This is a genomic window from Zoogloea sp., from assembly GCF_041914405.1.
Taxonomy (GTDB): Bacteria; Pseudomonadota; Gammaproteobacteria; order Burkholderiales; family Rhodocyclaceae; genus Zoogloea.
Genome location: NZ_JAYSDK010000052.1, coordinates 1 through 24,431 on the forward strand (window position 1 = coordinate 1; position 24,431 = coordinate 24,431).

25 protein-coding genes and 1 pseudogene are annotated in these 24,431 nt (G+C 65.4%); 21 read left to right on the forward strand and 5 right to left on the reverse strand.

Annotated features, from left to right (window positions below):
• Positions 1 to 119: 119 nt before the first annotated feature.
• The 3 genes from ACE3RX_RS21695 (at position 120) to ACE3RX_RS21705 (ending at position 1,163) form a co-directional block, all read left to right on the forward strand.
• Positions 120 to 299 (forward strand): hypothetical protein, encoded by a 180-nt coding sequence (locus ACE3RX_RS21695; protein ID WP_374487079.1) that lies wholly within the window; start codon positions 120 to 122, stop codon positions 297 to 299.
• Positions 281 to 541, forward strand: a complete 261-nt coding sequence (locus ACE3RX_RS21700) for an enoyl-CoA hydratase-related protein (RefSeq protein ID WP_374487056.1) — start codon at positions 281 to 283, stop codon at positions 539 to 541. Before ACE3RX_RS21695 ends, ACE3RX_RS21700 begins: the two co-directional genes overlap by 19 nt.
• Positions 542 to 767: 226 nt before the next feature.
• Positions 768 to 1,163 carry a PilZ domain-containing protein gene (locus ACE3RX_RS21705; RefSeq protein ID WP_374487057.1) on the forward strand — a complete coding sequence of 132 codons (396 nt, stop codon included), beginning with the start codon at positions 768 to 770 and terminating at the stop codon, positions 1,161 to 1,163.
• A gap of 76 nt (positions 1,164 to 1,239) precedes the next feature.
• Here ACE3RX_RS21705 and ACE3RX_RS21710 read toward each other — a convergent pair whose 3' ends face one another.
• Positions 1,240 to 1,446, reverse strand: coding sequence for a glycine zipper 2TM domain-containing protein (locus ACE3RX_RS21710; protein ID WP_374487058.1), 207 nt, complete (start codon positions 1,444 to 1,446; stop codon positions 1,240 to 1,242).
• Positions 1,447 to 1,589: 143 nt separating this feature from the next.
• On the reverse strand, positions 1,590 to 1,736 hold the full coding sequence (locus ACE3RX_RS21715) for a hypothetical protein (RefSeq protein ID WP_374487059.1): 147 nt from the start codon (positions 1,734 to 1,736) through the stop codon (positions 1,590 to 1,592).
• Positions 1,737 to 1,909: 173 nt separating this feature from the next.
• Between ACE3RX_RS21715 and gcvA the strand changes: the two genes are divergently transcribed.
• From gcvA to grxD, 5 genes are all read left to right on the forward strand, one after another.
• Complete coding sequence (gene gcvA / locus ACE3RX_RS21720) at positions 1,910 to 2,848, forward strand: transcriptional regulator GcvA (RefSeq protein ID WP_374487060.1); 939 nt, start codon at positions 1,910 to 1,912, stop codon at positions 2,846 to 2,848.
• 82 nt (positions 2,849 to 2,930) lie between these two features.
• Positions 2,931 to 4,184 carry a glutamyl-tRNA reductase gene (gene hemA / locus ACE3RX_RS21725; RefSeq protein ID WP_374487061.1) on the forward strand — a complete coding sequence of 418 codons (1,254 nt, stop codon included), beginning with the start codon at positions 2,931 to 2,933 and terminating at the stop codon, positions 4,182 to 4,184.
• 47 nt (positions 4,185 to 4,231) lie between these two features.
• A complete protein-coding gene (prfA, locus tag ACE3RX_RS21730) occupies positions 4,232 to 5,317 on the forward strand; it encodes a peptide chain release factor 1 (protein ID WP_374487062.1) in 1,086 nt (361 codons plus the stop codon).
• Positions 5,310 to 6,134: a peptide chain release factor N(5)-glutamine methyltransferase gene (gene prmC, locus ACE3RX_RS21735; RefSeq protein WP_374487063.1), complete on the forward strand. Its 825-nt coding sequence runs from the start codon at positions 5,310 to 5,312 to the stop codon at positions 6,132 to 6,134. Before prfA ends, prmC begins: the two co-directional genes overlap by 8 nt.
• A gap of 67 nt (positions 6,135 to 6,201) precedes the next feature.
• Positions 6,202 to 6,519: a Grx4 family monothiol glutaredoxin gene (gene grxD / locus ACE3RX_RS21740; protein ID WP_374487064.1), complete on the forward strand. Its 318-nt coding sequence runs from the start codon at positions 6,202 to 6,204 to the stop codon at positions 6,517 to 6,519.
• Positions 6,520 to 6,593: 74 nt separating this feature from the next.
• Here the strand turns inward: grxD and ACE3RX_RS21745 are convergent, their stop codons facing one another.
• Positions 6,594 to 7,877 (reverse strand): protein kinase, encoded by a 1,284-nt coding sequence (locus tag ACE3RX_RS21745; protein ID WP_374487080.1) that lies wholly within the window; start codon positions 7,875 to 7,877, stop codon positions 6,594 to 6,596.
• Between the two features lie 11 nt (positions 7,878 to 7,888).
• The gene (gene argH, locus ACE3RX_RS21750; protein ID WP_374487065.1) at positions 7,889 to 9,340 is read right to left on the reverse strand and encodes an argininosuccinate lyase; all 1,452 of its coding nucleotides are present in this window, start codon (positions 9,338 to 9,340) and stop codon (positions 7,889 to 7,891) included.
• 84 nt (positions 9,341 to 9,424) lie between these two features.
• Here argH and ACE3RX_RS21755 point away from each other — a divergent pair, with 84 nt between their 5' ends.
• The 6 genes and pseudogenes from ACE3RX_RS21755 to ACE3RX_RS21780 form a co-directional block, all read left to right on the forward strand.
• Positions 9,425 to 10,444: a sensor histidine kinase gene (locus tag ACE3RX_RS21755; protein ID WP_374487066.1), complete on the forward strand. Its 1,020-nt coding sequence runs from the start codon at positions 9,425 to 9,427 to the stop codon at positions 10,442 to 10,444.
• Entirely contained in the window at positions 10,441 to 11,208 is a 768-nt protein-coding gene (locus tag ACE3RX_RS21760; RefSeq protein ID WP_374487067.1) for a LytR/AlgR family response regulator transcription factor, read from the forward strand. The genes ACE3RX_RS21755 and ACE3RX_RS21760 overlap by 4 nt, the downstream gene beginning before the upstream one ends.
• 225 nt (positions 11,209 to 11,433) lie before the next feature.
• Positions 11,434 to 13,563 (forward strand): YgiQ family radical SAM protein, encoded by a 2,130-nt coding sequence (locus tag ACE3RX_RS21765; protein ID WP_374487068.1) that lies wholly within the window; start codon positions 11,434 to 11,436, stop codon positions 13,561 to 13,563.
• 74 nt (positions 13,564 to 13,637) lie between these two features.
• A complete protein-coding gene (locus tag ACE3RX_RS21770; RefSeq protein ID WP_374487069.1) occupies positions 13,638 to 13,808 on the forward strand; it encodes a hypothetical protein in 171 nt (56 codons plus the stop codon).
• On the forward strand, positions 13,808 to 14,401 hold the full coding sequence (locus ACE3RX_RS21775) for a hypothetical protein (RefSeq protein ID WP_374487070.1): 594 nt from the start codon (positions 13,808 to 13,810) through the stop codon (positions 14,399 to 14,401). Before ACE3RX_RS21770 ends, ACE3RX_RS21775 begins: the two co-directional genes overlap by 1 nt.
• A gap of 127 nt (positions 14,402 to 14,528) precedes the next feature.
• Positions 14,529 to 14,705 (forward strand): annotated as a pseudogene (locus tag ACE3RX_RS21780) (methyl-accepting chemotaxis protein); the annotation flags it as partial.
• A gap of 224 nt (positions 14,706 to 14,929) precedes the next feature.
• Here ACE3RX_RS21780 and ppc read toward each other — a convergent pair.
• On the reverse strand, positions 14,930 to 17,692 hold the full coding sequence (ppc, locus tag ACE3RX_RS21785; RefSeq protein WP_374487071.1) for a phosphoenolpyruvate carboxylase: 2,763 nt from the start codon (positions 17,690 to 17,692) through the stop codon (positions 14,930 to 14,932).
• A gap of 196 nt (positions 17,693 to 17,888) precedes the next feature.
• Here ppc and hemC point away from each other — a divergent pair, with 196 nt between their 5' ends.
• The 7 genes from hemC to ACE3RX_RS21820 all read left to right on the forward strand — a co-directional run.
• Positions 17,889 to 18,818 carry a hydroxymethylbilane synthase gene (gene hemC / locus ACE3RX_RS21790; protein ID WP_374487072.1) on the forward strand — a complete coding sequence of 310 codons (930 nt, stop codon included), beginning with the start codon at positions 17,889 to 17,891 and terminating at the stop codon, positions 18,816 to 18,818.
• 10 nt (positions 18,819 to 18,828) lie between these two features.
• A complete protein-coding gene (locus ACE3RX_RS21795) occupies positions 18,829 to 19,629 on the forward strand; it encodes a uroporphyrinogen-III synthase (RefSeq protein WP_374487073.1) in 801 nt (266 codons plus the stop codon).
• A gap of 10 nt (positions 19,630 to 19,639) precedes the next feature.
• Positions 19,640 to 20,734: a uroporphyrinogen-III C-methyltransferase gene (locus tag ACE3RX_RS21800; protein ID WP_374487074.1), complete on the forward strand. Its 1,095-nt coding sequence runs from the start codon at positions 19,640 to 19,642 to the stop codon at positions 20,732 to 20,734.
• An 8-nt stretch (positions 20,735 to 20,742) separates the two neighbouring features.
• On the forward strand, positions 20,743 to 21,918 hold the full coding sequence (locus tag ACE3RX_RS21805) for a heme biosynthesis HemY N-terminal domain-containing protein (protein ID WP_374487075.1): 1,176 nt from the start codon (positions 20,743 to 20,745) through the stop codon (positions 21,916 to 21,918).
• Between the two features lie 457 nt (positions 21,919 to 22,375).
• Positions 22,376 to 22,939: an alkyl hydroperoxide reductase subunit C gene (gene ahpC / locus ACE3RX_RS21810; protein ID WP_374487076.1), complete on the forward strand. Its 564-nt coding sequence runs from the start codon at positions 22,376 to 22,378 to the stop codon at positions 22,937 to 22,939.
• Positions 22,940 to 23,439: 500 nt separating this feature from the next.
• A complete protein-coding gene (gene cobS / locus ACE3RX_RS21815) occupies positions 23,440 to 24,252 on the forward strand; it encodes an adenosylcobinamide-GDP ribazoletransferase (RefSeq protein WP_374487077.1) in 813 nt (270 codons plus the stop codon).
• Positions 24,249 to 24,431 (forward strand): hypothetical protein (locus ACE3RX_RS21820; protein WP_374487078.1); only part of this gene is annotated, 183 nt, incomplete at its 3' end. The genes cobS and ACE3RX_RS21820, both read left to right, overlap by 4 nt.

The following is a 24,431-nucleotide window of genomic DNA, read 5'->3' on the forward strand; positions in this document are numbered from 1 at the left end:
GCTGTGCGAGGAGATGGTTCAGGCGCTTTGCGGCGCGATGGAGTCTTACGCGGTCCGGGGGGGCTCTGTGTGGGGTTGTGGGCTAGGTCGGGTGTAACGTATGGTCGGCAGGGCACGACATCAATGAATCGCCAGGTCCTGGTCAGGACCCACTTGCATGGCGCGACCCTTTGCGCAAGCTCATTCGAGATATCGAGAATTTTCCTGCGCCGATCATTGCAATGATCGAGGGGAGCGTCTGGGGCGGCGCGTGTGAGACCGTTTTTGCCTGTGACCTGATTTGGCCGCCGATGGCGTAACGTTTGCAGCTACGCCGGCCAAACTGAGCGTGCCCTACAATGTAGGGGGCTTGCTGACTTTTCTCAACGCTGCAAACCTGCGCCTTGCCAAGGAGATGCTGTTTAGTGCTGATCCATTGCCAGCGGCGCGTTTATGCAGTTTGGGCGTGATCAATCATGTTGTGCCCAAGGCGGAGTTGGAGACGACTATCAATGGAATGGCACGTCGTATTGCGGCTAATGCCCCTTGTCGATTGCGGTGATGAAGGTGCAGCTGCGGACGTTGGCTGGTGCACATGCTATGGCCCCTGAAGATTTCGAGCGCATTCAGGGGCTACGTAGAGTGGTGTATAACAGCCGTGATTACGTAGAAGGTATGTTGGCCTTTAAGGAAAAGCGGAGGCCGGTTTTCAAGGGTGAATGAAGGGGTTGTCCGATCGCACCGCGTGTGCCGGATGGCGTCAGTATTCAGTATGCGAGAGGCGACGAATGCACAGCGAACAACGCAGGAAATTCAGCCGTGTTCACTTCCAGGAAGGCGCGATGCTGCAGTTGGCCGGCCATGGATTGGCGTGTGAGGTGCTTGATCTGTCCCTGAAGGGGGCTTTGCTCGCGTGTCCGGCTATCGGCGATGTGTCACGCGCCGCCAAGCGTGGTGAAGGGTGTGAGTTGCGGCTGGCTCTATCGGGGACTGGGGCCGCCGTGGTGTTGATGATCGGCGCGATCGCCCATGTGGAAGTCGTGGGAGGGCAACTGCACGTCGGGATGCAGTGCAGGGAAATCGACCTGGACAGCATCACCCATTTGCGGCGCCTCGTTGAGCTTAATCTTGGAGATGCTACGGTACTAGACCGCGAGATGGCGGCCCTGACGAACTCTGACTGAGATACGGCGGCGGACGAAACGCGCCGCCGCCTAGTGGGGAAGGCTACCTGAGTGAGCAGCTGTCGCCATCCTGGTGTCAGCGCTTGATCTGGTGGCCGATGACACCTCCCACGGCCGCGCCGCCAATCGTGCCACTCGTACTGCCGCCTGTCAGCACGGAACCGGCTACGCCGCCAATTGCTGCGCCGATGGCAGTGTTTTTGTCTCGCGTGCTCATATTCGAGCAGCCCGTGAAAGTACTCATCGCCAACACGAGTACCAGGGTTCTCGTCATCCTCTTCATGCTGTTCTCCAGTTACTCTCTGTTGTCGGTTGGGGCCGACGGCTTGTTATTCAACTGTAGAAGACTGGCTGACGGACGGGTGTAACGAGTCGTATGGATTTGTAAGCCGTATGTTGGTGCCTCGAAGAGCGCCAGGGGATGGTTCAGAGCACGTTGCCGGCGAATACTTCCTTAAAATAGGTGTCATCTTCGGTGGTGTTTTGGTTTCCGCCCATGATGTTGTTGCGCTCGGCCTCGACTCGTTGGTCCAGTTGCCTGGCAAGGAGGTCACGCAGTTCGATGAAGCTCATGGAGTAGTCCTTTCAGATAGGGGTTGGCGCGGCCTGCCACCTGGCAAGGGAGGGGAGGAAGGCGGACGGCAGACTATTTGGGCGCGCCGTATCGTCAATATATTTCCAGTGTTGCAGTGCAGCAAACGAGTATTTGTAATGCTACGATTAAGCTTTGCTTATTCGTTGACGTGATGAGCTATCGTTTGCCACCTCTCCAGGCGTTGCGGGCATTTGAGTCTGCGGCCCGTCATCTCAGCTTTAAACGGGCTGCTGCAGAACTTTTTGTAACTCCCGCTGCGGTGAGCCAGCAGATCAAGACGCTTGAAACCTATCTCGACACTCCTTTGTTTCGACGCCTCCCCCGTGCCCTGGAGTTGACGGATGCGGGCATCGCAATGCTGCCGAAGGTGAACGAGGGCCTGGCTTGTCTAGTCGCAGCTGTAGAAACGACGCGTCGAGACGGGCCACGTGCCTTGACCGTACGTGTCCCGCCATTCTTTGCATTGCGCTGGCTGGTGCCGCGACTACCGCGTTTTGCAGGCGTGCATCCAGAGATCGAATTGCGCCTGAGCAGCAGCGAGGCCAGCATTGACGGCATGGGCGTGCCGATGGATTCGTATGTCGATTTGCATGGAGAAGTTACCGATGTGGCAGTACGTTTCGGGCTAGGGCGATATGCCGGCTTCCAGAGTGATTTGATCCTGGTGCCCGATTACATGCTCGTGTGCAGCCCGGAGCTGATTGCTCGCGTAGGACCGTTAATCACGCCTGCGGATGTGAGCCGCCTGGTACTGATCCACGATGAGTCCTTGCCGGACGAGACCTGTCGGCCGAGTTGGGCCGAGTGGTTCCGTTTGGCGGGCGTGTCCGGTATCGATGTCCACCGGGGGCCGCGTTTCTCGAGTACCGCGCTTGTTCTGGAGGCTGCTTTGGGTGGGCAGGGAGTGGCCTTGATCCTACGTCCGCTCATCGAGGCGGAAGTGGCCGCAGGTCGTCTGATCCTGCCTTTCGATGTGTCGATGCCTTCCAGCTACGCCTATCATCTAGTGATTTCCGACGCGGTCCGGGAGCGCCCGGAGGTCCAGGCTTTTCGCAGCTGGATGCTGGCCGAGGCGGTCATGCCCGATTGACGGTAACGAAGCGAGCTTATCGCCAAATTTTCGGGTGATATAATCCGGCTTTGCAGAATTTCGCCACTGCTTGGCTTTTCCCGTGCAGCTTTTTGCCCTCGGCTTGAACCACCACACCGCGCCCCTGTCGATCCGCGAACAGGTCGCGTTTCGTCCTGAGCGCTTGGTGCAGGCGTTGGCCGACCTGGTGCAGGCCAAACCGGTGAAGGAAGCAGCGATCCTGTCCACCTGCAATCGTACCGAACTATATTTCGCGACCCAGCAGCCCCAGCATGCTGCCGACTGGTTTGCCGAGTATCACCGCGTTGCGCTGAAGGACATCTCTCCTTACCTCTATACCTTTCCGCAGCGGGATGCGATCCGCCACGTGTTCAGGGTGGCGAGCGGGCTCGATTCGATGGTCATCGGCGAACCGCAGATTCTCGGGCAGATGAAGGATGCGGTGCGCCAGGCCGAGGAGGCGGGGACGCTTGGTGCGACGATGCACAAGCTCTTTCAGCGCACTTTCTCCGTGGCCAAGGAGGTTCGTTCCACGACGGCGATCGGCGCCAACATCGTATCGATGGCTGCGGCTGCCGTGCATCTGTCTGAGCGCATCTTCGAGCGGGTCAGTGATCAGAAGGTGTTGTTTGTCGGTGCTGGCGAGATGATCGAGTTGTGCGCGGCCCACTTCGGTGGCGCCAAGCCGCGCCGCCTGACCATTGCCAACCGCACCCAGTCACGGGCTGAAGATCTGGCGGCACGCTTCGGTGGTGACGTGTTGCGTCTCGACCAGGTTGGCGAGGCGTTGGCTGGCTACGACATCGTGGTGTCCTGTACCGGTAGCCCGCTGCCCATCATTGGCCTTGGCATGGTTGAGCGTGCCCTCAAGGCACGTCGTCACCGTCCCATGGTGATGGTGGACCTCGCCGTTCCCCGGGATATCGAGGCTGAAGTTGCCGGGCTCGACGACGTGTTCCTCTACACGGTAGACGACCTGGCACAGGTGGTGGATTCCGGGCTCGAATCCCGCCAAGCTGCGGTGGTTGAGGCCGAGACCATCATCGACGAACGGGTCGATGGCTTCCTGCACTGGCTCGACAGCCGCGATACGGTGCCGACCATTCGGGCGCTGCGTTCTCACGCCGACGAATTGCGTCGTGCCGAACTCGAACGGGCCATGCGCCTTCTGTCCCGGGGCGACGATCCGCAGCAGGTGCTTGAGGCTCTCAGCCACGGCCTGACTAACAAGTTCATGCATGCCCCGACGCGTTTTCTGAACGATGCGGAGGGCGACCAGCGGGGCGACAGTGCCGAACTGGTCCAGCGTATCTTCAATCTCCACAGAGACCATTAGCCTTTTCGGGCTGGTCGTCCTCGCCTGCAATCGCAGGCCCCACGCCAATGAAACAGCGAATCCGCGACAAGCTGGACAATCTTGCTGACCGTCTGCAGGAACTCGATCGCCTGCTCGCCAGCAGCGAGGCTGCCAGTGACATGGACAACTACCGCAAGCTGACCCGGGAGCATGCCGAGATCTCACCGGTCGTCGCCCTTTACCGCGAGTTCTGCCAAGCTCTGGACGACGAGGCCACTGCCCGGGAAATGCTGGCCGACCCTGAGATGAAGGAGCTGGCTGTCGCGGAGCTGGAAGCGGCTGAAGCCACTCAGGTGCGTATCGACGGTGAATTGCAGACCGCCTTGCTGCCCCGTGATCCCAACGACGAGCGCAACTTGTTCCTGGAAATCCGTGCCGGCACTGGCGGCGACGAAGCGGCCCTGTTCGCCGGTGACCTGCTGCGCATGTACACCCGTTACGCGGAGCGTCAGGGCTGGCGTGTCGAGATCATTTCGGCCAGTGATTCCGAGCTGGGTGGCTACAAGGAAGTCATCGTCCGGGTTGCCGGCAATGGCGCCTACTCCCGCCTGAAGTTCGAATCCGGTGGCCACCGCGTGCAGCGGGTGCCTGCCACCGAGACCCAGGGGCGTATCCATACCTCCGCATGTACGGTGGCCGTGATGCCGGAAGCCGATGAAGTCGGCGACGTGGAGCTCAACCCGGCCGATCTGCGTATCGATACTTTCCGGGCTTCCGGTGCGGGCGGCCAGCACATCAACAAGACCGACTCGGCTGTGCGAATCACCCATATTCCCACCGGCATCGTGGCGGAGTGCCAGGACGGGCGTTCCCAGCACCAGAACAAGGCTTCTGCGCTTCGCGTGCTGGCGGCGCGGATCAAGGATATCCAGGTGCGCGAGCAGCAGGCCCGTGAGGCCGCGACCCGCAAGAGCCTGGTTGGTAGTGGCGATCGTTCCGAGCGCATCCGGACCTACAACTACCCGCAGGGCCGGCTCACCGACCACCGCATCAACCTGACGCTCTACAAGCTCGACGCGGTGATGCAGGGCGAACTGGATGAAGTCATCGCGGCGCTGACCGCCGAGCATCAGGCGGAACTCCTGGCGGCGTTGGCCGACGAGAATGCCTGAGCTAAGCATCGGTTCTGCATTGGCCGCGGCCCGCGGTCGCATTCCGGCCAGCGAGGCGCGCATGTTTCTGTGCCGGCTGCTTGGCATCGGGGCTGCCCAGGTTGCGGCCTATCCGGAACGCGGCTTGTCGACCGAGCAGTCTTCGCACTATGCGGCTTGGGTCGAACGTCGGGGGGCCGGCGAACCGATGGCCTACATCCTCGGAGAGCGGGAGTTCTACGGACGGCGTTTTAAGGTGAGCCCCGCGGTGCTGATTCCGCGCCCTGAAACTGAACTCATCGTCGACCTGGTCCGCGAGCGGATTGGTTCCAGGGGGGCGCCGCGTATCCTGGATCTGGGAACGGGCAGTGGTGCGCTGGCGGTAACGCTGGCGTTGGAAATTCCGGAAGCACGGGTGACGGCGGTGGACTTGTCTCCGGCCGCGCTCGCCGTTGCGCATGGCAATGCGGCAAGCCTCGGTGCTGAGGTACGTTTCATCGAGAGCGACTGGTTTGCCGCAGTCGATGCGACAGGTTTTGATTTCATTGTCAGCAATCCGCCCTATATTGCCGACGAGGATCCGCACCTGAACATCGGTGACGTGCGTTTCGAGCCCCGCACGGCACTGGCATCGGGGCCTGCCGGGCTCGACGATTTGCGCCGGATTGTGCGTGAGGCCCCAGCTTTCCTCGCGCCTGGTGGCTGGCTGCTGATGGAGCACGGCTACGATCAGGCAGCAATGGTCCGTGACTTGCTTGTTTCCTCTGGCTTCCAGGAGGTGGCGTCGGCCTTGGATCTGGCCGGTATCGAAAGGACGAGCTATGGGTGCCGCCCTTGACGCCTTCCTCTGTCAGGCCTAGACTTACCCGACTGAATTGCTCAACTATTCTATTTGCGAGACCAAGATGGACGTTCAAAAGATCATTCACGAACAAGTCACCACCCACCCGGTCGTGCTGTACATGAAGGGTACGCCCGCCATGCCGCGCTGTGGCTTCTCTGCTGCAGCGGCTCAGATCCTCAAGGTTTCCGGCGTGCAGAACTTGTTCTCCGTCGATGTGCTGTCCGACGAGGGCATTCGCCAAGGCATCAAGGAATACGCCAACTGGCCAACTATTCCGCAGCTCTACATCAAGGGTGAGTTCGTTGGCGGTTCGGACATCATGAAGGAAATGTTCGATTCCGGTGAGCTGAAAAAGCTGCTGGACGAAGCGCAGGCCTGAACCAGGCTGGGCTGAAAGCCAAAAGCAAACGGGGCGGCCATTGGCCGCCCCGTTTGCTTTTGTACTCATTTCCTTCAGACGCTGGAGATCCGGCTGTTGGCCAGGGACAGACGGGTTGCTAGGACTTCAAGGAAGCCCTTGTAGAAGTGCATCTGGCACAAGGCCGAGGCGCGCAACAGGGCCGGCGCGCTGATGATCAGAATGTGGGTGTCGGCGGTGGCCTCTACCGAGGCGGTGCGGGCGCCGCGCCCTGCGGTGAACAAGGCCATCTCGCCGAAGCAGTCGCCGGCGCTGAGGACGTTGAGGAGGTGGCCCTTCTTGACGATGCGAAGCTCTCCATCCACGACAATGCAGAAGTGGTTGCCCGGCTCGCCTTCCTTCATGACTAGGGTGCCGGTCGGGATCAGCTTCCATTCCGCGAAGCGCACGATCTCCCAGATCTCAATGTCGCTGAATTCACGGAAGAAGCGGAAGGCGCGCAGGCGCTCGAACTTCGCGCTGTCCGGGGGTTCCTGGCGGTCGTCTGCGGCGAGGTTGCGGTTGCGGTAGGCCTGGGCCAGGTCATGGGAAAACTCCATCCAGGTCGCGTAGCGGGCAGACAGATCCTTCTGCATCGCGCGCACGACGATGGCGTCCAGCTCCGGCGGAATCTCCGGACGGAGGCTCGACGGTGGCGGCGCGATCTGGTTGGCAATCTGGTAGAGCAGGTTGACGTTGGTGCTGGCCTGGAAGGGCAGTTGCCCGGTCAGTAGCTGGTACATCACCACGCCAAGGGAGTAGATGTCGGTGCGGTGATCCAGCGGCATTTCGCGGACCTGCTGCGGAGACATGTAGGCCGGCGAGCCGAGACCGCATACCTGGGTGGTTTCGCTAGCCGTAAAAATCGCCGCACCAAAGTCGGATACCTTGATGTCCTGGCCGGTCGGTGAGGTGAGCAGGATGTTGGCCGGCTTGATGTCCCGATGCGTGACGCCCTGCAGGTAGGCGTAGTCGAGGGCCCGTGTGCACTTGAAGATAATCTCCACCAGGCGCTCGAAGGACAACAGATTGTCCGGCTTGGTGAAAGCTTCCAAAGTGCCGCCGGGCACGTACTCCATCACCACATAGGCATCCCGGTCCTCGATGACCGCATCGTGGATCTGGGCGATGTGCGGATGCTGCAGTTTGCCGGCGAGGGAGGCCTCGTTGAGCAGCAGATGGTGGTAGAGCGTGGTGCGGTCCGTGCTGCGCAGGATCTCCGGGTGGAGGCGCTTGATTGCCACCTCGCGCTGGCTGAAAGGATCGAAGCCGAGATAGACGGCGCTCGTTGCGCTCTCGCCGAGCAAACGCCGGATCTCGTACTTGCCGATCCTTTCCATCATGCCTCTCCTCAGGCCAGACGAGCGCGGGCGCGAGCGATGGCTGCGCGCACCTGGTTCGGGGCCGTACCGCCGACGTGGTCACGGGCAGCCAGCGAACCTTCGACCGTCAATACTTGGAACACATCCTCGTCAAGACGTTCGACGGCACCGGCTACATGGGCCATCGCTGCGCGCAACTCCTCGAGAGGAATTTGCGGCAGATCGCAGCCCTTGGCGTCAGCAGCACGCACAGCCAGTGCGACGGCCTCATGGGCGTCACGGAAGGGTAGGCCCTTCTTGACCAGGTAGTCGGCCAGGTCGGTAGCGGTGGCGTAACCCTGGGTCAGCGCGGACTGCATGGCGGCCGGCTTGACGCGCACGTTGAAGACCTTCTCGCCGTTCTCGACGCGGCTACCCATCATGTCGGCGTAGATGCGCAGGGTGTCAATGGCGGTGTCCGCGGAGTCGAACAGCGGCTCCTTGTCTTCCTGGTTGTCCTTGTTGTAGGCCAGCGGCTGGCCCTTCATCAGGGTCAGCAGCGCGATCAGGTTACCGTTGGCACGGCCGGTCTTGCCACGGACCAGCTCGGGTACGTCCGGGTTCTTCTTCTGCGGCATGATCGAGCTGCCGGTGCAGAAACGGTCGGCGAGGTCGATGAAACCGACCCGCGGGCTCATCCACAGGATGAGTTCTTCCGATAGGCGCGACAGGTGGGTCATCAGCAGCGACACGGCGGCGCTGAACTCGATCGCGAAGTCCCGGTCGGACACCGCGTCGAGGGAGTTGAAGCAGACCTCCTCGAAGCCCAGCAGCTCGGCCACGTATTCCCGATCGATCGGGTAGGTGGTGCCGGCCAGCGCGGCGGAGCCCAGCGGTAGGCGGTTGACCCGCTTGCGACAATCGGTGAAGCGCTCGGCGTCACGGCGCGTCATCTCGTAGTACGCCATCAAGTGATGGCCGAAGGTGACCGGCTGGGCGACCTGCAGGTGGGTGAAGCCGGGCAGCGGGGTGTCGGCATGGTGCTCTGCCAGATCGAGGACGGCCAGCTGGAATTCGCTGATCAGGCCAAGAATGGTGTCGATGGCGTCGCGCAGCCAGAGGCGGATGTCGGTGGCGACCTGGTCGTTGCGGCTGCGGCCGGTGTGCAGGCGTTTGCCGGCATCGCCGACGAGCGCGGTCAGTCGCTTCTCGATGTTGAGGTGGACGTCTTCGTCGTCCAGGTTCCAGTTGAACTCGCCGCGCTCGATCTCGTCGACGATCTGCGCCATGCCGCGCTCGATGTCGGCCAGGTCGGTGGCGCCGATGATGCCCTGCTTGGCCAGCATCTTGGCGTGAGCGAGGGAGCCGCGGATGTCCTGGGCGGCCATGCGGTTGTCGAAGAACACGCTGGCGGTGTAACGCTTCACCAGGTCGGAAACGGGTTCGGAGAAGCGGCCGGACCAGGCCTTGGGGCCGTCCTGCGGCGCGGATTGATCTGCCATAATTGCCAATGCTCTCTGCGATTAAGAAGGCCTATGCCCGTGGAGAATCCCGTGGATTCAAGGTTTTGGCCTGATTTTTGACCCATGAGTATAAAACAAAACCCGCAGCTTGCCGGCCGCGTGCGCTACCAGGGGGCGTTGCCAGACTTCCGCAACCTGGGGGTCGTGCTGCGCATCCTGGTGCTCGTCAATGCCCTGGCGCTGCTGGCGGTGCTGGTTCGTAGCGAGGTCGGCGAGCGCCTTGGGCAGGACGTGCTCGACATGGCGATGCGGGTCGAATTTCCGCTGATCCTGTCGATTGCGTTGCTGTTCCTGGTCCAACCCCTGCTGGGCCGGCTGCCGGCACCAGGGGGGCTGATCGCGGCCGGCGGGATCGTCCTGGCGGTCGCGGTGGTCGCCCATGTCCTGCTGGCCCCGGTGGACGGCTACGGCCTCGGACGCTCTGTATTCTGGTCCTGGATGGCCCTCGGCTGTGTGCTGGCCTATTTCCATCACCGGGGCGCCACCTATGCCCCGGCGCTGGCCGAAGCCCGCCTGATGGCCCTGACTGCACGGATCCGGCCGCACTTCCTGTTCAACAGCCTGAACGGTGTACTGGGTGTGCTGCGCTCCAATCCGCGTCGTGCCGAAGAGGCCCTGGAGGAATTGTCCGATCTGTTCCGTGCGCTGATGCAGGACAACCGCGATCTGGTTCCGCTGGCCGACGAAGTGCTCCTGTGCGAGCGCTACCTGAATCTCGAGCGCCTGCGCCTTGGCGAGCGGCTGGTGGTGGACTGGTCGCGCGATCCGGCCGCTGATGCTGCGCTGGTGCCGCCCCTGATGCTTCAGCCGCTGGTCGAGAACGCCGTCTATCACGGCATCGAGCCGGGAGCGGCGGGCGGGACGGTGGTCATTGCCACCGCCCGCCGCGGTGCCGAGGTCTGCATCGAGATCATCAATCCCCTGTGCGGCGCGGTTACCCATCATGCGGGCAACCGCATGGCGCTGGATAACATCCGCGAGCGCCTTATGCTGTTTTATGATCTGGAAGCGAGTCTGGACGTCGAGCAAGCAGGCGACGTTTACCGTGTGCGCATCCGCCTGCCTTTTCGGACTGTCCGATGAATGCCGTGCCCCCTCTTGCCGTACTGATCGTGGATGACGAGGCCCCGGCGCGGGCGCGCCTGCAGGACCTGCTTGGTGATATCGCCGAGGGGCATCCGACCCGCATCGTCGGCGCGGCCGCCAATGGCGTCGAGGCCTTGGGCATGCTTGAGCAGGAACGCGTGGACCTGGTGCTGACCGACATCCGCATGCCGGTCATGAACGGCATCGAACTGGCTCGTCATCTCGGCAGGCTCGAGCAGCCGCCGGCGGTGGTGTTCACCACAGCCTACGATGAATACGCGGTGCGCGCCTTCGAGCTGGCGGCGGTGGATTACCTGCTCAAGCCCGTCCGGGCCAGCCGCCTGGCCGATGCGCTGGCCAAGGTGCGGCGCCACCAGCGGCCGTCTGAAGAGACCTTGCGCCAGCTGGCTCCGGCCGGCCGCGGGCATTTCAGCGTCAGCGAGCGTGGGCGGATCTTGCTGGTGCCGGTGGCCGACGTGCTGTTCCTGAAGGCCGAACAGAAATACGTGGTGGCGCGCACCCGCGAACGGGAATACCTGCTCGACGAATCCCTGGTGCAGCTTGAAGAGGAATTTGCCGGCCGCTTCCTGCGTATCCACCGCAACTGCCTGATTGCCGCCCAGGCCGTGAAGGGCGTGGCTCGTGCCACCACTGGCGAGGACGGCGAGGCCCACTGGGTCGTGCTGTTCGATGGCGTCACCGAGCAGTTGCCGGTCAGCCGCCGCCAGTGGCCCGCGGTGAAAGAGGCCCTGGGGGTGTAGATGGGGCATCTGCTGGCAACGGGCGGAGGGTTGTTGCTGGTGGATTGCGGGGGTGAATGAATTGGCTCCCACGGAGGCGTGTTTCTCTGCCGGAACATTCGCTTGCGCGGGTGTTCCAACGAGGGCTCCCGTACAATCGCGCCCATGGAAAAACCTGGCACCACCCCCTCTTTGCTTTCTTATCCCCGTCACCGTCCCGAGCTGAAGCGGGCGCCTTTCCTGCCCATGAGCCGGGCGGAAATGGACGCGCTCGGCTGGGACGAATGCGACATCGTCGTCGTCACCGGCGATGCTTACATCGACCATCCCAGTTTCGGCATGGCGTTGATCGGTCGCACGCTGGAGGCTCAGGGCTTCCGCGTCGGCATCATCAGCCAGCCGGATTGGCATTCCGCCGACGCCTTCCGTGCCCTCGGCAAGCCGCGCCTGTTCTACGGCATCACCGCCGGGAACATGGATTCGATGATCAACCGCTACACGGCCGATCGCAAGCCGCGCTCGGACGACGCCTATACGGCGGACGCGCTGCCCGACAAGCGCCCCGATCGGGCGGTGGTGGTCTATGCGCAGCGTGCCCGCGAGGCCTATCCGGACGCCAACATCGTAATCGGCAGTATCGAGGCCAGCCTGCGCCGCATCGCCCATTACGATCACTGGTCCGAGAAGGTGCGCCGTTCGGTTCTGCCCGACTCCAAGGCCGACCTGCTGATCTTCGGCTCCGGAGAGCGGGCGGTGATCGCGCTGGCCCATCGTCTGGCTGCCGGCGAGCCGATCGAGCAGATTCGCGACCTGCGCGGTACGGCCTTCATGGTCAAGCCGGGTTGGCGCCCGGAGGGCTTCGTCGAGATCGACTCTGTTGCCATCGATCGGCCCGGCCCGGTCGAGCCCCATCCTGATCCCTATGCAATGGAGCCCCAGCAGACCGCTCCGACGCCGCCGGATGGCGCTCTGCCGGTGCGCATCGTGCCGGCCGCCGAGCGCGTCGCCGCCCGCAAGGCCGCACGCGCCCACCAGGTCATCCGCCTGCCAGCCTACGAGGTGGTGAAGGACGACAAGGTGATGTACGCCCACGCGTCGCGCACCTTCCACTTGGAGTCCAACCCCGGCAATGCCCGCGCGATGGTCCAGGCCCACGGTGTCGGCCCCGGCTGCCGCGACGTATGGCTCAACCCGCCGCCTGTGCCGCTCTCCACCGAGGAGATGGACTGGGTCTTCGGCCAGCCCTATGCGCGCCGGCCGCACCCGAGCTATGGTGAGGCGCGTATCCCGGCTTGGGACATGATCCGTTTCTCGATCAACATCATGCGCGGCTGTTTCGGCGGCTGTACCTTCTGCTCTATCACCGAGCACGAAGGCCGCATCATCCAGAGCCGCTCGGAGGCCTCCATCCTCAAGGAGATCGAGGAGATCCGCGACAAGACGCCGGGCTTCACCGGCACCATCTCCGACCTCGGCGGTCCTACCGCCAACATGTACCGGATGGCCTGCAAGGACCCGAAGATCGAGTCTTCCTGCCGGCGTTTGTCCTGCGTATTCCCGGGCATTTGCGAGAACCTCGGCACCGACCACGGCCCGCTGATCCAGCTGTACCGCAAGGCACGGGCGATCCCCGGCGTGAAGAAGGTGCTGATCGGCTCTGGCCTGCGTTACGACCTCGCCGTGCGCTCGCCGGAATACGTGAAGGAGCTGGTCACCCACCACGTCGGCGGCTTGCTCAAGATCGCCCCCGAGCATACCGAGGACGGCCCGCTCTCCAAGATGATGAAGCCGGGTATCGGTACCTACGAGCGCTTCAAGGAGATGTTCGAGCGCTTCTCGAAGGAGGCCGGCAAGAAGCAGCACCTGATTCCCTACTTCATCGCGGCTCACCCGGGCACGACGGACGAGGACATGGTTAATCTGGCGCTGTGGCTGAAGAGCAATAACTTCAAGCTCGACCAGGTGCAGACCTTCATGCCGACGCCGATGGCGATGGCCACCACCATGTACCACTCCGGCAAGAACCCGCTGCGCAAGGTGTCCGCAGGATCCGAGGCGGTGGATACGCCCAAGTCCGGCCGCCAGCGCCGCCTGCACAAGGCGCTGCTGCGCTACCACGATCCGGAAGGCTGGCCGCTGATCCGCGAAGCCCTGCGGGCGATGGGGCGTGGCGACCTGATCGGCGCCTCGCCGCGCCATCTGGTGCCGCGAGACCAGCCGGTGATCCTCGACCGCGGTGAAGGACGCAAGTGCGCGGCCGGTGCGCCGCGCAAGAGCGGCGGCAAGGCGGCCAGCCCTGTCGGTGCGAGGCGGGCGCCGCCGGAAGTCCGCAAGCCACCGGCGCCTGCGGCGGGGCGGCCGCGCGGGAAGCGCTGAGCGTTCATCACGCCGGCGCCCTGCCGGCGTGTCCGGCTGAGTCTTTTGGCTGGTGCTGGTTCGATTCACGCTGAATGGGCAAAGACAAGCCCGGCCGATCGGCCGGGCTTGTCTTTTCTGCGCGCGTCGCGGATGCACCATTGTCGTCTTTGCGACAAGTAGCCGTGTTCGCCGATGGCGCGGAAAGCCTTGTGCTGCAAGGCATGGCCGTTTTCATACCGGCTGGCATTTCTTTTGCAGAGTAATGGCCATTTGCCATCTACCTGCCAAGGAAGCCGCCATGCTGTACGACCGCTACGAAAAAGACCAACTCCTCTTCAACATGAACTTCAAGGAAGCCGTTGGCGACAAGGCTGCCTATCGCGGCGAGCTGGTGGTGATCGAAGGGGAAATCGGTGACGCCCAGGGCCGCCGCAATGCGCCGAAGGCCGTGCTGAAGCAGGGCGTGTCCCTCGCCGCTGGCGACAAGCTGGTGTTCCTGTCCGGCTCTCTCGATCAGCTCGACCTGCTTGAGCCGCTGCTGGCCAAGTACGGTCCGGACTTCACCGAAGGCACCAGGGCGATCCTGTTCGTGGTCAACGTTGCCAAGCAGGTGCTGTTCGATTTCAACGGCGCCAGCGTCGAGCTGATCCCGCTGCAGGATGGCATGACCTGGAACGAACTGGCCGACCTGATCGGTTATGAGAAGGAAGACTTCAAGGGGCAGACCGCCTCCCAGAAGGTCGTGACCCTGGTGGACGGTCTGAACTCCCGCAAGCCCAAGCTCGACAAGCTCACTCTCGCCGAGGTGATGGGCCTGGCCACCGACGCCAAGCGGGAAGCCCGCGGCGCGGTCTAAGCCCCCGTGCCAGCCGGACGGTGTGCTGCGCCGTCCGGCGCTTTCCCTTGCGACATGCAGCAGCCGGCTCGCTCCTTCCGCGAGCCGGCTGCGCTCGTTGCGTCCGGAGTTCCTCGGCACCCAGTCGGCCGAGATCTCCCGCATTTCCGGCGTGATCCGCGAGATCGCCGACCAGACCAACCTGCTGGCCCTCAACGCGGTCATCGAGGCGGCGGGGGCCGGCGAACAGGGGTGTGGCCTTGCGGTGATGGCCGACGAGGTGCGCAAGCTGGCCGAGCGGACTGGCGCGGCGACCCAGGACATTGTCAACGGTGTCCAAGGAGCAGGAGGGGGCGGTGGCCCACCTGACCGGCAGCGTCGAGCGTGTGTCGGCGATGACCGACCAGAGCCGGGCCGTCATCGGGGTGGCCCGTGAGGTGGTGCAGATCCTCAATCCGGCCGTCGAGCGGATGGAGATTGGGTAACCCGGTACGCGGTGTAGGTGGGGGCCAGCCCGGGGGCCGGAATGCCGGCCCCCGGCACCGTGTATCAGCCGCTGTTGCGCAGACCGGCGGCGATGCCGTTGATGGACAGGTGGATGCCGCGCCGCACGCGCTCGTCCTGGTGCCCTTCCCGGTAGCGGTGCAGCAGCTCGACCTGCACGTGGTTGAGCGGGTCGAGGTAGGGGAAGCGGTTGCGGATCGAGCGCTTGAGCAGCGGGTTGGCGTCGAGCAGCTCGCCCTGGCCGCTGATGGTCAGCAGCATCTCGATGGTGCTGGCGTGCTCCTTGGCGATGCGCGGGAAGATCGCCTCGCGCAGCGCGCCGTCCTTGACCAGATCGGCGTAGCGGCTGGCGATCGCGATGTCGCTCTTGGCCAGCACCATGTCCATGTTGGACAGCAGCGTCGAGAAGAAGGACCACTCCTTGTGCATCGCCTGCAGGCGGGCCAGGCCGGCGTCGCCGTGCTTGGCAATGTAGGCGTGCACCGCCGAGCCGAAGCCGTACCAGCCCGGCAGCATCAGGCGGCACTGCGCCCAGCTGAACACCCACGGGATGGCGCGCAGGTCTTCGATGGCGGTGGACTTCTTGCGGGACGCCGGGCGGCTGCCGATGTTGAGCGCAGCGATTTCCGAGATCACCGTGGACTCCCAGAAATAGCGCTCGAAGCCGTCGGTCTCATAGACGAGGTTGCGGTAGGCCTTGAAGGCGGCGTCCGACAACTCGTCCATGGCTTCCAGGTATTCGGGGCGCGGGGCCGGATCACGCGGCGCGAACAGCGTGGCTTCCAGCGTGGCCGCGGCCAGCACTTCCAGGTTGCGGCGGCCGACTTCCGGGTTGGCGTACTTGGAGGCGATGACTTCGCCCTGCTCGGTGAGGCGGATCTGCCCCTGCACCGCGCCGCCCGGCTGGGCCAGGATGGCCTGGTAGCTTGGGCCGCCGCCGCGGCCGACGGAGCCGCCGCGGCCGTGGAACAAGCGCAGGCGCACGCCGTGGCGGGCGAAGGTATCCACCAGGCCGATCTCGGCCTTGTAGAGCTCCCAGCCGGAGGTTAGGAAGCCGCCGTCCTTGTTGCTGTCGGAGTAGCCCAGCATGACTTCCTGTTCCTTGCGGCGGGACTCCAGCAGGGCCATGTAGGCGGGCAGGGAGAACAGGCGGTCCATCACGCCGGCGGCGTTCTGTAGGTCGCCGATGGTCTCGAACAGCGGGATGATGTTCACGTCCAGCGCGCCTTCGGCCGGGCGCAGCAGGCCAGCTTCCTTGGCCAGCACGGCGACTTCGAGGATGTCGGAGACGTCGTCGGTCTTGGAAATGATGCAGTTCGGCACTGCAGCCTTGCCATAGCGCAGGTGGGCGGCGCGTGCGGCGCGGAAGATCGCCAGCTCGCCGCGGCTCTCTTCGGAATATTCGATCCACGGCGACGCCAGCGGGCGGGCGGTGGCCAGCTCTTCCAGCAGCATCTCGATGCGGCCGGCTTCGTCGAGGGCCAGGTAGTCCTTCGCCGGGTCGGCGGCCTTCAGTAGTTCGGCGACGACGCGCTCATGCACGTCGGAGTTCTGGCGCAGGTCGATCGGTGCGAGGTGGAAGCCGAACACCGACACCGCCCGGCGCAGGTGGCGCAGGCGGCCGCGGGCGAGGGTGCCGAGGCCGTTGGCGGTGAGGGAGCGGTGCACGATTTCCAGTTCGTCGGCGAGTTCTTCCGGGCTGCCGTAGGGCGCGGCCGGCGCAACCGCGTGGCGCGGCGGCTGGTGGCCGAGGAGCTGGGCATAAGTGGCGGCGAGGCGCGCATAGACGCCAGTCAGTGCGCGGCGATAGGGCTCGTCGCTACGGTGCGGCGAGCCGTCCGGCGATGCGGCGGCGAGGCGCAGCAGCGCATCGGACGCGCTGACCAGGCCCTGGGCGATGGACAGCTGGGAGCCAAGGGTATGCACCTCGTCCATGAAATAGGTCAGGGCCTTCTCGGCCTGGGTGGCGAGGGCCTTCTCGAGGATCTCGGCGGTGACGAAGGGGTTACCGTCCCGGTCGCCGCCGATCCAGCTGCCGACGCGCATGAAGTTGGGCAGCTCCAGTGCGCCCCAGCTGCGGTCGCGGGCCGCCAGGCGGTCTTCCACGTTGGCGTAGAGGCGCGGGAGTTCGCGCAGGAAGCTGTAGTCGAAGTAGGACAGGCCGTTGCTTACCTCGTCCATCACCGACAGCTTCTCGGTGCGCAGCATGCGCGTCTGCCACAGGGTCAGTACCGCGCGGCGCAGGGCTTCGTCATTGGCTTCCTGTTCGTCGGGGGTGAGCTGCATGCGGTCGCGCTCGTCGAGCAGGCGGGCGATCGCCATCTGGCAATTCAGGATGCTCTTGCGCTGGACCTCGGTCGGGTGGGCGGTGAGGACGGGCACCACATTTGCCGTATCGAAGAAGGACACCAGTTCGGCGCTGCCCATGCCTGCCTCGAAGGCCCGCTCGAGGGCGTGGGCCAGGCTGCCTTCCTTCGGCGCGGAGCCGGCGATCTGGTGGGCGCGGGAGCGGCGGATGTGGTGCTGGTCTTCCGCGATGTTGGACAGGTGCGAGAAGTAGCTGAAGGCGCGCACCACGTCGATGGTCTGGTCGCGGGAGAGAGAGTCCAGCGTGGCTTCGAGTTCGCGGCGGGCGGCGTGGTCCTCGTGGCGGCGGAAGCGGATCGAGCTCTGGCGGATGGTCTCGACCAGGTCGAACACCGCTTCGCCCTCCTGGGCGCGCACGGTGTCGCCGAGCACGCGGCCGAGCAGGCGGATGTCGTCACGGAGGGGGAGGTCCTTGTCTTCGCTGCTTGTCTGTTCGCTCATCGGGGGCGGAATCCTGTCCTGTCGGTTACGGTCTGCGCGGGAGGCGCACAAGGGGGCCATGCTAGAATCCAGACCCGAATGGTCGCCATAGGTGCCTACCCTGATTGTTGCGTTGCGCAAGCCCGCAGCTTGCCCGTGGGGTTCCGCCTTGTCCATTCCCCGAACCGCCCATTTACGCCAGCCGAGCCCGAATACCGTGAGCGCCTCTACGCCCGACCGCATCGTCATCGCCACCCGTGAAAGCCGCCTCGCCCTGTGGCAGGCCGAGCATGTCAAAGCCCGTCTTGAAGCCCTATATCCGTCCTGTCGCGTCGAACTGCTGGGCATGACCACCCGTGGCGACCAGATCCTCGACCGACCGCTGGCCAAGGTGGGCGGCAAGGGCCTGTTCGTCAAGGAACTGGAAACTGCGCTCCTCGACCGGGCTGCCGACATTGCCGTGCATTCGATGAAGGACGTGCCGATGACCCTCGCGCCCGAGTTCGCGCTGGTCGCCATCGCCGACCGCGAAGTGCCGCTGGATGCTTTCGTGTCCAACAAGTACGCGAGCCTCGACGACATGCCGCCGGGTGCCGTGGTGGGTACCTCCAGCCTGCGCCGCGAATCCCAGATCCACGCCCAGTACCCGATGCTGGCGGTTACCAGCCTGCGCGGCAACCTGGACACCCGCCTGCGCAAGCTCGACGAAGGCCAGTACGACGCGATCATCCTCGCCGCCGCCGGCCTGACCCGCCTCGGCCTCGCCAGCCGCATCCGTTCCACGCTGCCGTCCGAGGTTTCTCTGCCGGCGGCTGGCCAGGGGGCGCTGGGCATCGAGGCGCTGGCCGATCGCCCCGAAGTGGCGGAGTGGATCGCGCCACTGGCCAATCCCCATTCCGCCGCCTGCGTGCGCGCCGAGCGCGCCACCTCGCGGGCGCTGGCCGGTAGCTGCGAAGTGCCGCTGGGCGCCTATGCCGAGGTGCAGGACGGCCAGCTGTGGCTGCGTGGCTTCGTTGCGCTGCCTGATGGTTCCCGCATCGCCCGTGCCGAGCGGCGTGGTCCCATCGATCAGCCGGAGGCCCTCGGCCTGGCGCTGGCCGAAGACCTGCGGGCCGATGGTGCCGACGAGATCCTCGCCGGCCTGTAGCCTTTCGATCATGGCCGTCGGCCAGTTGCCCCTCGCCGGGCGCTCCATCCTCATCACCCGTCCGGCAGGGCAGGCAGACAGCCTGTGCGCGGCGCTTGCCGCGCTGGGGGGCGAGCCCCTGCGCTTTCCGCTGCTGACCATTTCGCCGGTGGCGGATCCGTCACCCTTGCAGGCCGCCGCCCGGCGCCTCGGCGACTTCGCACTGGTGTTCTTCGTCAGCCCCAACGCGGTGCATCTTGCCCTCGATGCGATGCTGCCGGTGCTCGGTAGGTGGCCGGACGATGTCTCGGTGGCAACCGTCGGCAAGGGTAGCGAGGCGGCGCTGGCGGCGCGTGGCTTCAGCGGCGTTATCGCTCCTTCCGATGGCTTCGACAGCGAGGCCGTGCTGGCTTTGCCGGCCTTCCAGCCCGCGGCGGTGGCCGGCCGCCGGGTGCTGATCCTGCGCGGTGATGGCGGGCGCGATCTGCTCGGCGATACCCTCAAGGCCCGCGGTGCCTGCGTCGAATACCTGACCTGCTATCACCGCAGCGGCCCGGCGGACGATTTTGGGCCCATTCTCACACGTGCCCGCGCCGGGCGCCTTGACGCCCTGACGCTGACTAGCAGCGAGAGCGTCGGCTACCTGCGGGCGCTGCCGGAGATCCCCGCGCTGCGGGAGATTCCGGTCTTTGTGCCCCACCCGCGGATCGCCACGGCGGCGCGGGAGGCCGGCTTTTCCACGGTGATTGCCACCGGAGCGGGCGACCAGGGGCTCATCGAGGGCCTCGTCGGCCATTTCTCCGACCGCAAACACACTACTTATCCGGGTTAAACTCGTTTTCATGAGCAACGAAATTCCGAGCCTTCCCTCCATCGATGCCGCCCAGCCGGCGTCGCCGGCGCCCACTTCGCGGCGTGCTTCCACCCTCATCGTCGGCGTCGTAGCGCTGGTCCTGCTGGGCTGGCAATGGGCTGATACCCGCACGCGGATTGCTGACCTGCAGGATGAATTGACGCGTCGTACCTCCGACGGCGACAACCTCGCCAAGGAGGGACGAGTCCTCGCCAAGGAAGCCCAGGACCGCCTGCAGGAACTGCAGGGCAAGGTGGGTGCGCTGGAGGCGCGCCTGAACGACTCCCAGGGGCAGCAGGCGGCCCTGGAGGCCATGTACCAGGATTTCTCCCGTACCCGCGACGACCGCGTGCTGGGCGAAGTCGACCAGGCCGTGGCGATCGCCGTGCAGCAGTTGCAGCTGGCTGGCAACGTGCAGGCCGCGCTGTTCGCGCTGCAGACCGCCGACGCCCGGCTCGGCAACATCGACCGTCCCCAGTGGCTGCCGCTGCGCAAGGCCCTGGCCGGCGACATCGAAACCCTCAAGGCCCTGCCGCAGGTGGATGCTGGCGGGATGGTCCTCAAGCTGGAAACCCTGATCGGTCGTCTCGATAACCTGCCGCTGGCCTTCGAGGCCAAGCCCAAGGCTGACGAAGCCAAGGTCGACCGCGCCGAGATCAGCTGGTTGAAGGGGCTGTGGCTGGATTTCTGGGCCGAGTTCAGCCAGTTGGTTCGCATCGAGCGCATGGACCGGCCGGATCCGGCTCTGCTGGCACCGAGCAATGCGGTGTTCCTGCGCGAAAACCTCAAGCTGCGCCTGCTTAATGCGCGCCTGGCCCTGCTGTCGCGGGACGGCAATACCTTCCGCGAGGACGTGAGGCTGGCCGCCCAGTGGCTGGAACGCTACTTTGACGCGCGCAATTCGGCGGTCCAGGCCGCCGCGCAGGATCTGGCCGAACTGCGCAAGGCGCCGGTCGGGGTCGATCTGCCGACCCTGCAGGCCAGCCAGGCCGCCTTGCGCGGCCTGCTGGTGGTGCCCGAGAAGCGCGCCGAGGCGGCCCAGGCTGCGGCGGCCCATTCCGGCAAGCCGGCCAAGAAGAACTGAGGTCGGTGATGCGTGGATTGCTGTGGTTGCTCGGCCTGTTCGCCCTTGCCGCTGGTCTTGCGGTGGCCGGCCATTACAACGAAGGTTATGCACTGCTGGTGTGGCCGCCGTACCGGGTGCAGATTTCCCTCAACCTGCTGATCCTGCTGTTGCTCGGTGGTTTCGGCATGCTCTACGGTGCGTCCCGGCTGGTATCGCGGACAATGGCTCTGCCCGGCGCGGTGCAGCGTTTCCGTGCCCGAAAGAGCAAGGAGCGCGCATCCCAGGCGCTCTATGACGCGACCCGGTTGCGCATCGAAGGGCGCTTTGGTCAGTCCCTCAAGCAGGCCACGGCTGCTTATGAGGCCAATGAGTCGCCGGGCCTGGCTGCGCTGATGGCAGCCCGGGCGGCCCATTCGATGCGCGATGACGAACGCTACCGCCACTGGCTGGCCAAGGCTGCAGAGCACGATGGGGAGGTCCGCGTCGCGCGTTTGATGACCGAGGCTGAGCTGGCGGTGGAGGGGCGCCGGTTCGATGAGGCGGCTGAACGCATTGCGGACCTCCAGGCAGGTGGCCAGCGCCATATCGCGGCCCTGCGCCTGGCGCTGCGCACTGCCCAGGCCGAGGGGAACTGGGTGGAGGCAGTGCGCCTGGTGCGCCAGCTGGTCAAGGTCAAGGCCCTGCGTCCGGACCAGGCCGAGCCGGTCAAGCGCCGTGCTCACCAGGAAGGCCTGCGCCAGCGTGTTGGCGATGCCCAGGCATTGCTGGCCTATTGGCAGGGTGTGCCGCGGGACGAGCAACGGGATGCGGCAGTGGTGACCGAGCTTGCCCGGGCGTTGATCGCCGCCGGTGACAGCGATAGTGCCCAGAAGGTCATCGAGACCAGCCTCGCCGGCGAATGGGATTCCACGCTGGCTGGTGTGTATGGCCGTTGTAGCGACGGCGACATCCGAGGCCGGTTGATCAAGGCGGAGGAGTGGCTCAGGCAACATCCGCGCGACCCGCAATTGCTGCTGACCCTGGGTCGCTTGTGCGTGCAGTCCCAATTGTGGGGCAAGGCCGAAAGCTACCTGGAGGCGGCGCTGGCCATCGCGCCCGGGTGGGAGGCTCATGTCGAGCTTGCCCACTTGGCCGAACGCATCGAGCGGACCGAGGATGCCAACCGGCATTACAGGGCGGCTGCGGAACTGTCACGCCGCTGAAGAAGGTGTCGGTGGGCCGGCCGGGGCCGGCTCACGCCGTGTCGCGTGGGGATGTGTGTAGCCGTGGGGGGGGAATAAATAGGCCCCACGCGCCGCGCAGACAGCCCCCGGCGCCAGAAATAGCCCCCCCCGGGGGGTCGCCCCCCGTGCGGGGCCCCCGGGCGGGGGCGGGGGGGGGGGCTATTACATCCCCCCTCTGGCGCGGCACCCCCCCCCCGGGGCTTTTCCCCCCCCCCCCACGGGGTACTCGCCCCGCTTGCGGCGAACGTGTCAGTCGCATGGCCTTTCAAATTTCCCGAATACCGTTAGAATTTTCGCACTGGTTCGTCGGCATCTTGGCGTGCGGTGCTCGATAGCTTTTCTCAATTCAGATTATTTCTCTAATCAATTTGAGCGATAGGGCTGTCGGGCCTATCATGTGATCTCCAGAATTCATCAACCCGTGAAGGAAACAGCTATGTCCCTGATCAATACCGAAATCAAGCCGTTCAAGGCTACCGCTTTCAGCAATGGCAAGTTCGTTCCGGTTTCCGACGCCGACCTGAAGGGCAAGTGGTCCGTCGTTTTCTTCTATCCTGCTGACTTCACCTTCGTCTGCCCGACCGAGCTGGGCGACCTGGCTGATGTCTATCCCGAATTCCAGAAGCTGGGCGTCGAGGTGTACTCCGTGTCCACCGACACCCACTTCACCCACAAGGCCTGGGCCGACGCGTCCGAGACCATCAAGAAGATCAACTACCCGATGATCGGTGATCCGACCGGCACGATCACCCGCAACTTCGACGTGATGATCGAAGAAGAGGGCCTGGCCCTGCGCGGCACCTTCGTGATCAACCCGGAAGGCGTGATCAAGGTCGCCGAGATTCACGACCTGGGCATCGGCCGTGACGCCAAGGAGCTGCTGCGCAAGGTGCAGGCCGCCCAGTACGTGGCTTCCCACCCGGGCGAAGTGTGCCCCGCCAAGTGGACCCCGGGCGAAGCGACCCTGTCCCCGTCCCTGGACCTGGTCGGCAAGATCTAATCAGCTGTCAGCCAGTTTAGGCGAGCTGTTCCGCAACGCCCGGAGCGTCCTCAGGACGCCCCGGGCGTTGTTGCATTTGAACGCCGGAAAGGCCTTTTGCAAGGGGGGGAGGAAGGCTGGTGAAGGAGGGACTGTGGGGGGGGGGGAAATAACCCCCCGGCGCGGGGGGGTGGGGCCCCGGGGCAAAAAATTGACCCCCCCCACAACAAACACCACCCAGACAAAACACAAACAAAAAAAACACCCCCCCCCGCCACCCGCGGGCCGCCGGCGCCGGGGGGCTTGGCCCCCGGGCGCTCGCGCTCGGCCGCGGCGGCGCCGGCGGCGAGATCGGGGCCGGGCAGCATGGCGAGGATGCGGCGCATCTCGTCGAGCGTGGCGATCGGGTCTGGCATGGGGTCCTGGGGTCGGTGGCGTCCCCCGCATAGGACCGATGGGGGGGCCGGTCAACCTCGGTCGGTATGGCGGCCCCGCCGTCCGCCGGGCTATTGCTGGCGCCCGTGGACCCGGCCCCGCCCGACGATTTCCGTGCCGCCGCCTGGCTCGCCGACCTTCGGCGGGCGGGACAGCTTCTGACCCGCGTGCCGTTGCCGGGCGACCCGGCGCCGCCGGTGCCGGGCGCGGCGGCGCGCTCCCTGCGCGTCTGCCCCCTGGTCGGGGCGCTCCTCGGATTCGCCGCTGGACTGGTCCTCGTCGCCGCCGATGCCGCCGGCCTGCCGGCGGTGGCCGGCCCGCTGCTGGCGCTGGCCGCCGCCGCGCTCCTCACCGGCGGCCTGCACGAGGATGGCCTCGCCGACACCGCCGACGGCTTCGGTGCCCGGCGGACGCCGGCCGAGCGGCTGGCGATCATGCGCGACAGCCGCATCGGCACCTACGGCGTGCTGGCGCTCGGCCTCGCGCTGGCGCTGAAGGTGGCGGCGCTGGCCGCGCTCGCGCCCGGCGCGGCCTGCGCCGCGCTCGCCGCCGCCGGGGCGCTGTCGCGCGCCACCGTCCCGGCCGTCGCGATCGCCCTGCCGCCGGCACGCAGCGACGGGCTCGGCGCCGGGCTCGGACGCCCTTCGGGCGCGACGGCGGCGATCGCGCTGCTGCTCGGCCTCGGCCTCGCCGCGACCGCCGTCGGACCTCTCGCCGCGGCCCGCGCGGCGGCGGCGGCGGCGATCGCGACGGTCGCCCTGGCGCTGCTTGCGCGCCGGCAGGTCGGCGGCTACACCGGCGACGTTCTCGGAGCGACGCAGCAGACGACGGAGACGGCGATGCTTCTGGCCCTGTCCACCGACCCCTCGGTCATCGGCCGCTGGATCGGCCAGCCATGACCGTGAGCACCGTGACGCGCTGGTGGTGGGTGCGCCATGCGCCCGTGCGCGTCAACGACGGCCGCATCTACGGCCAGACCGATCACCCGTGCGACTGGTCCGACCGCCCCCTGTTCGAGGCGCTGGCGCAGCGGCTTCCGGACGACGCCATATGGGTCACCAGCACGCTGCTGCGCACC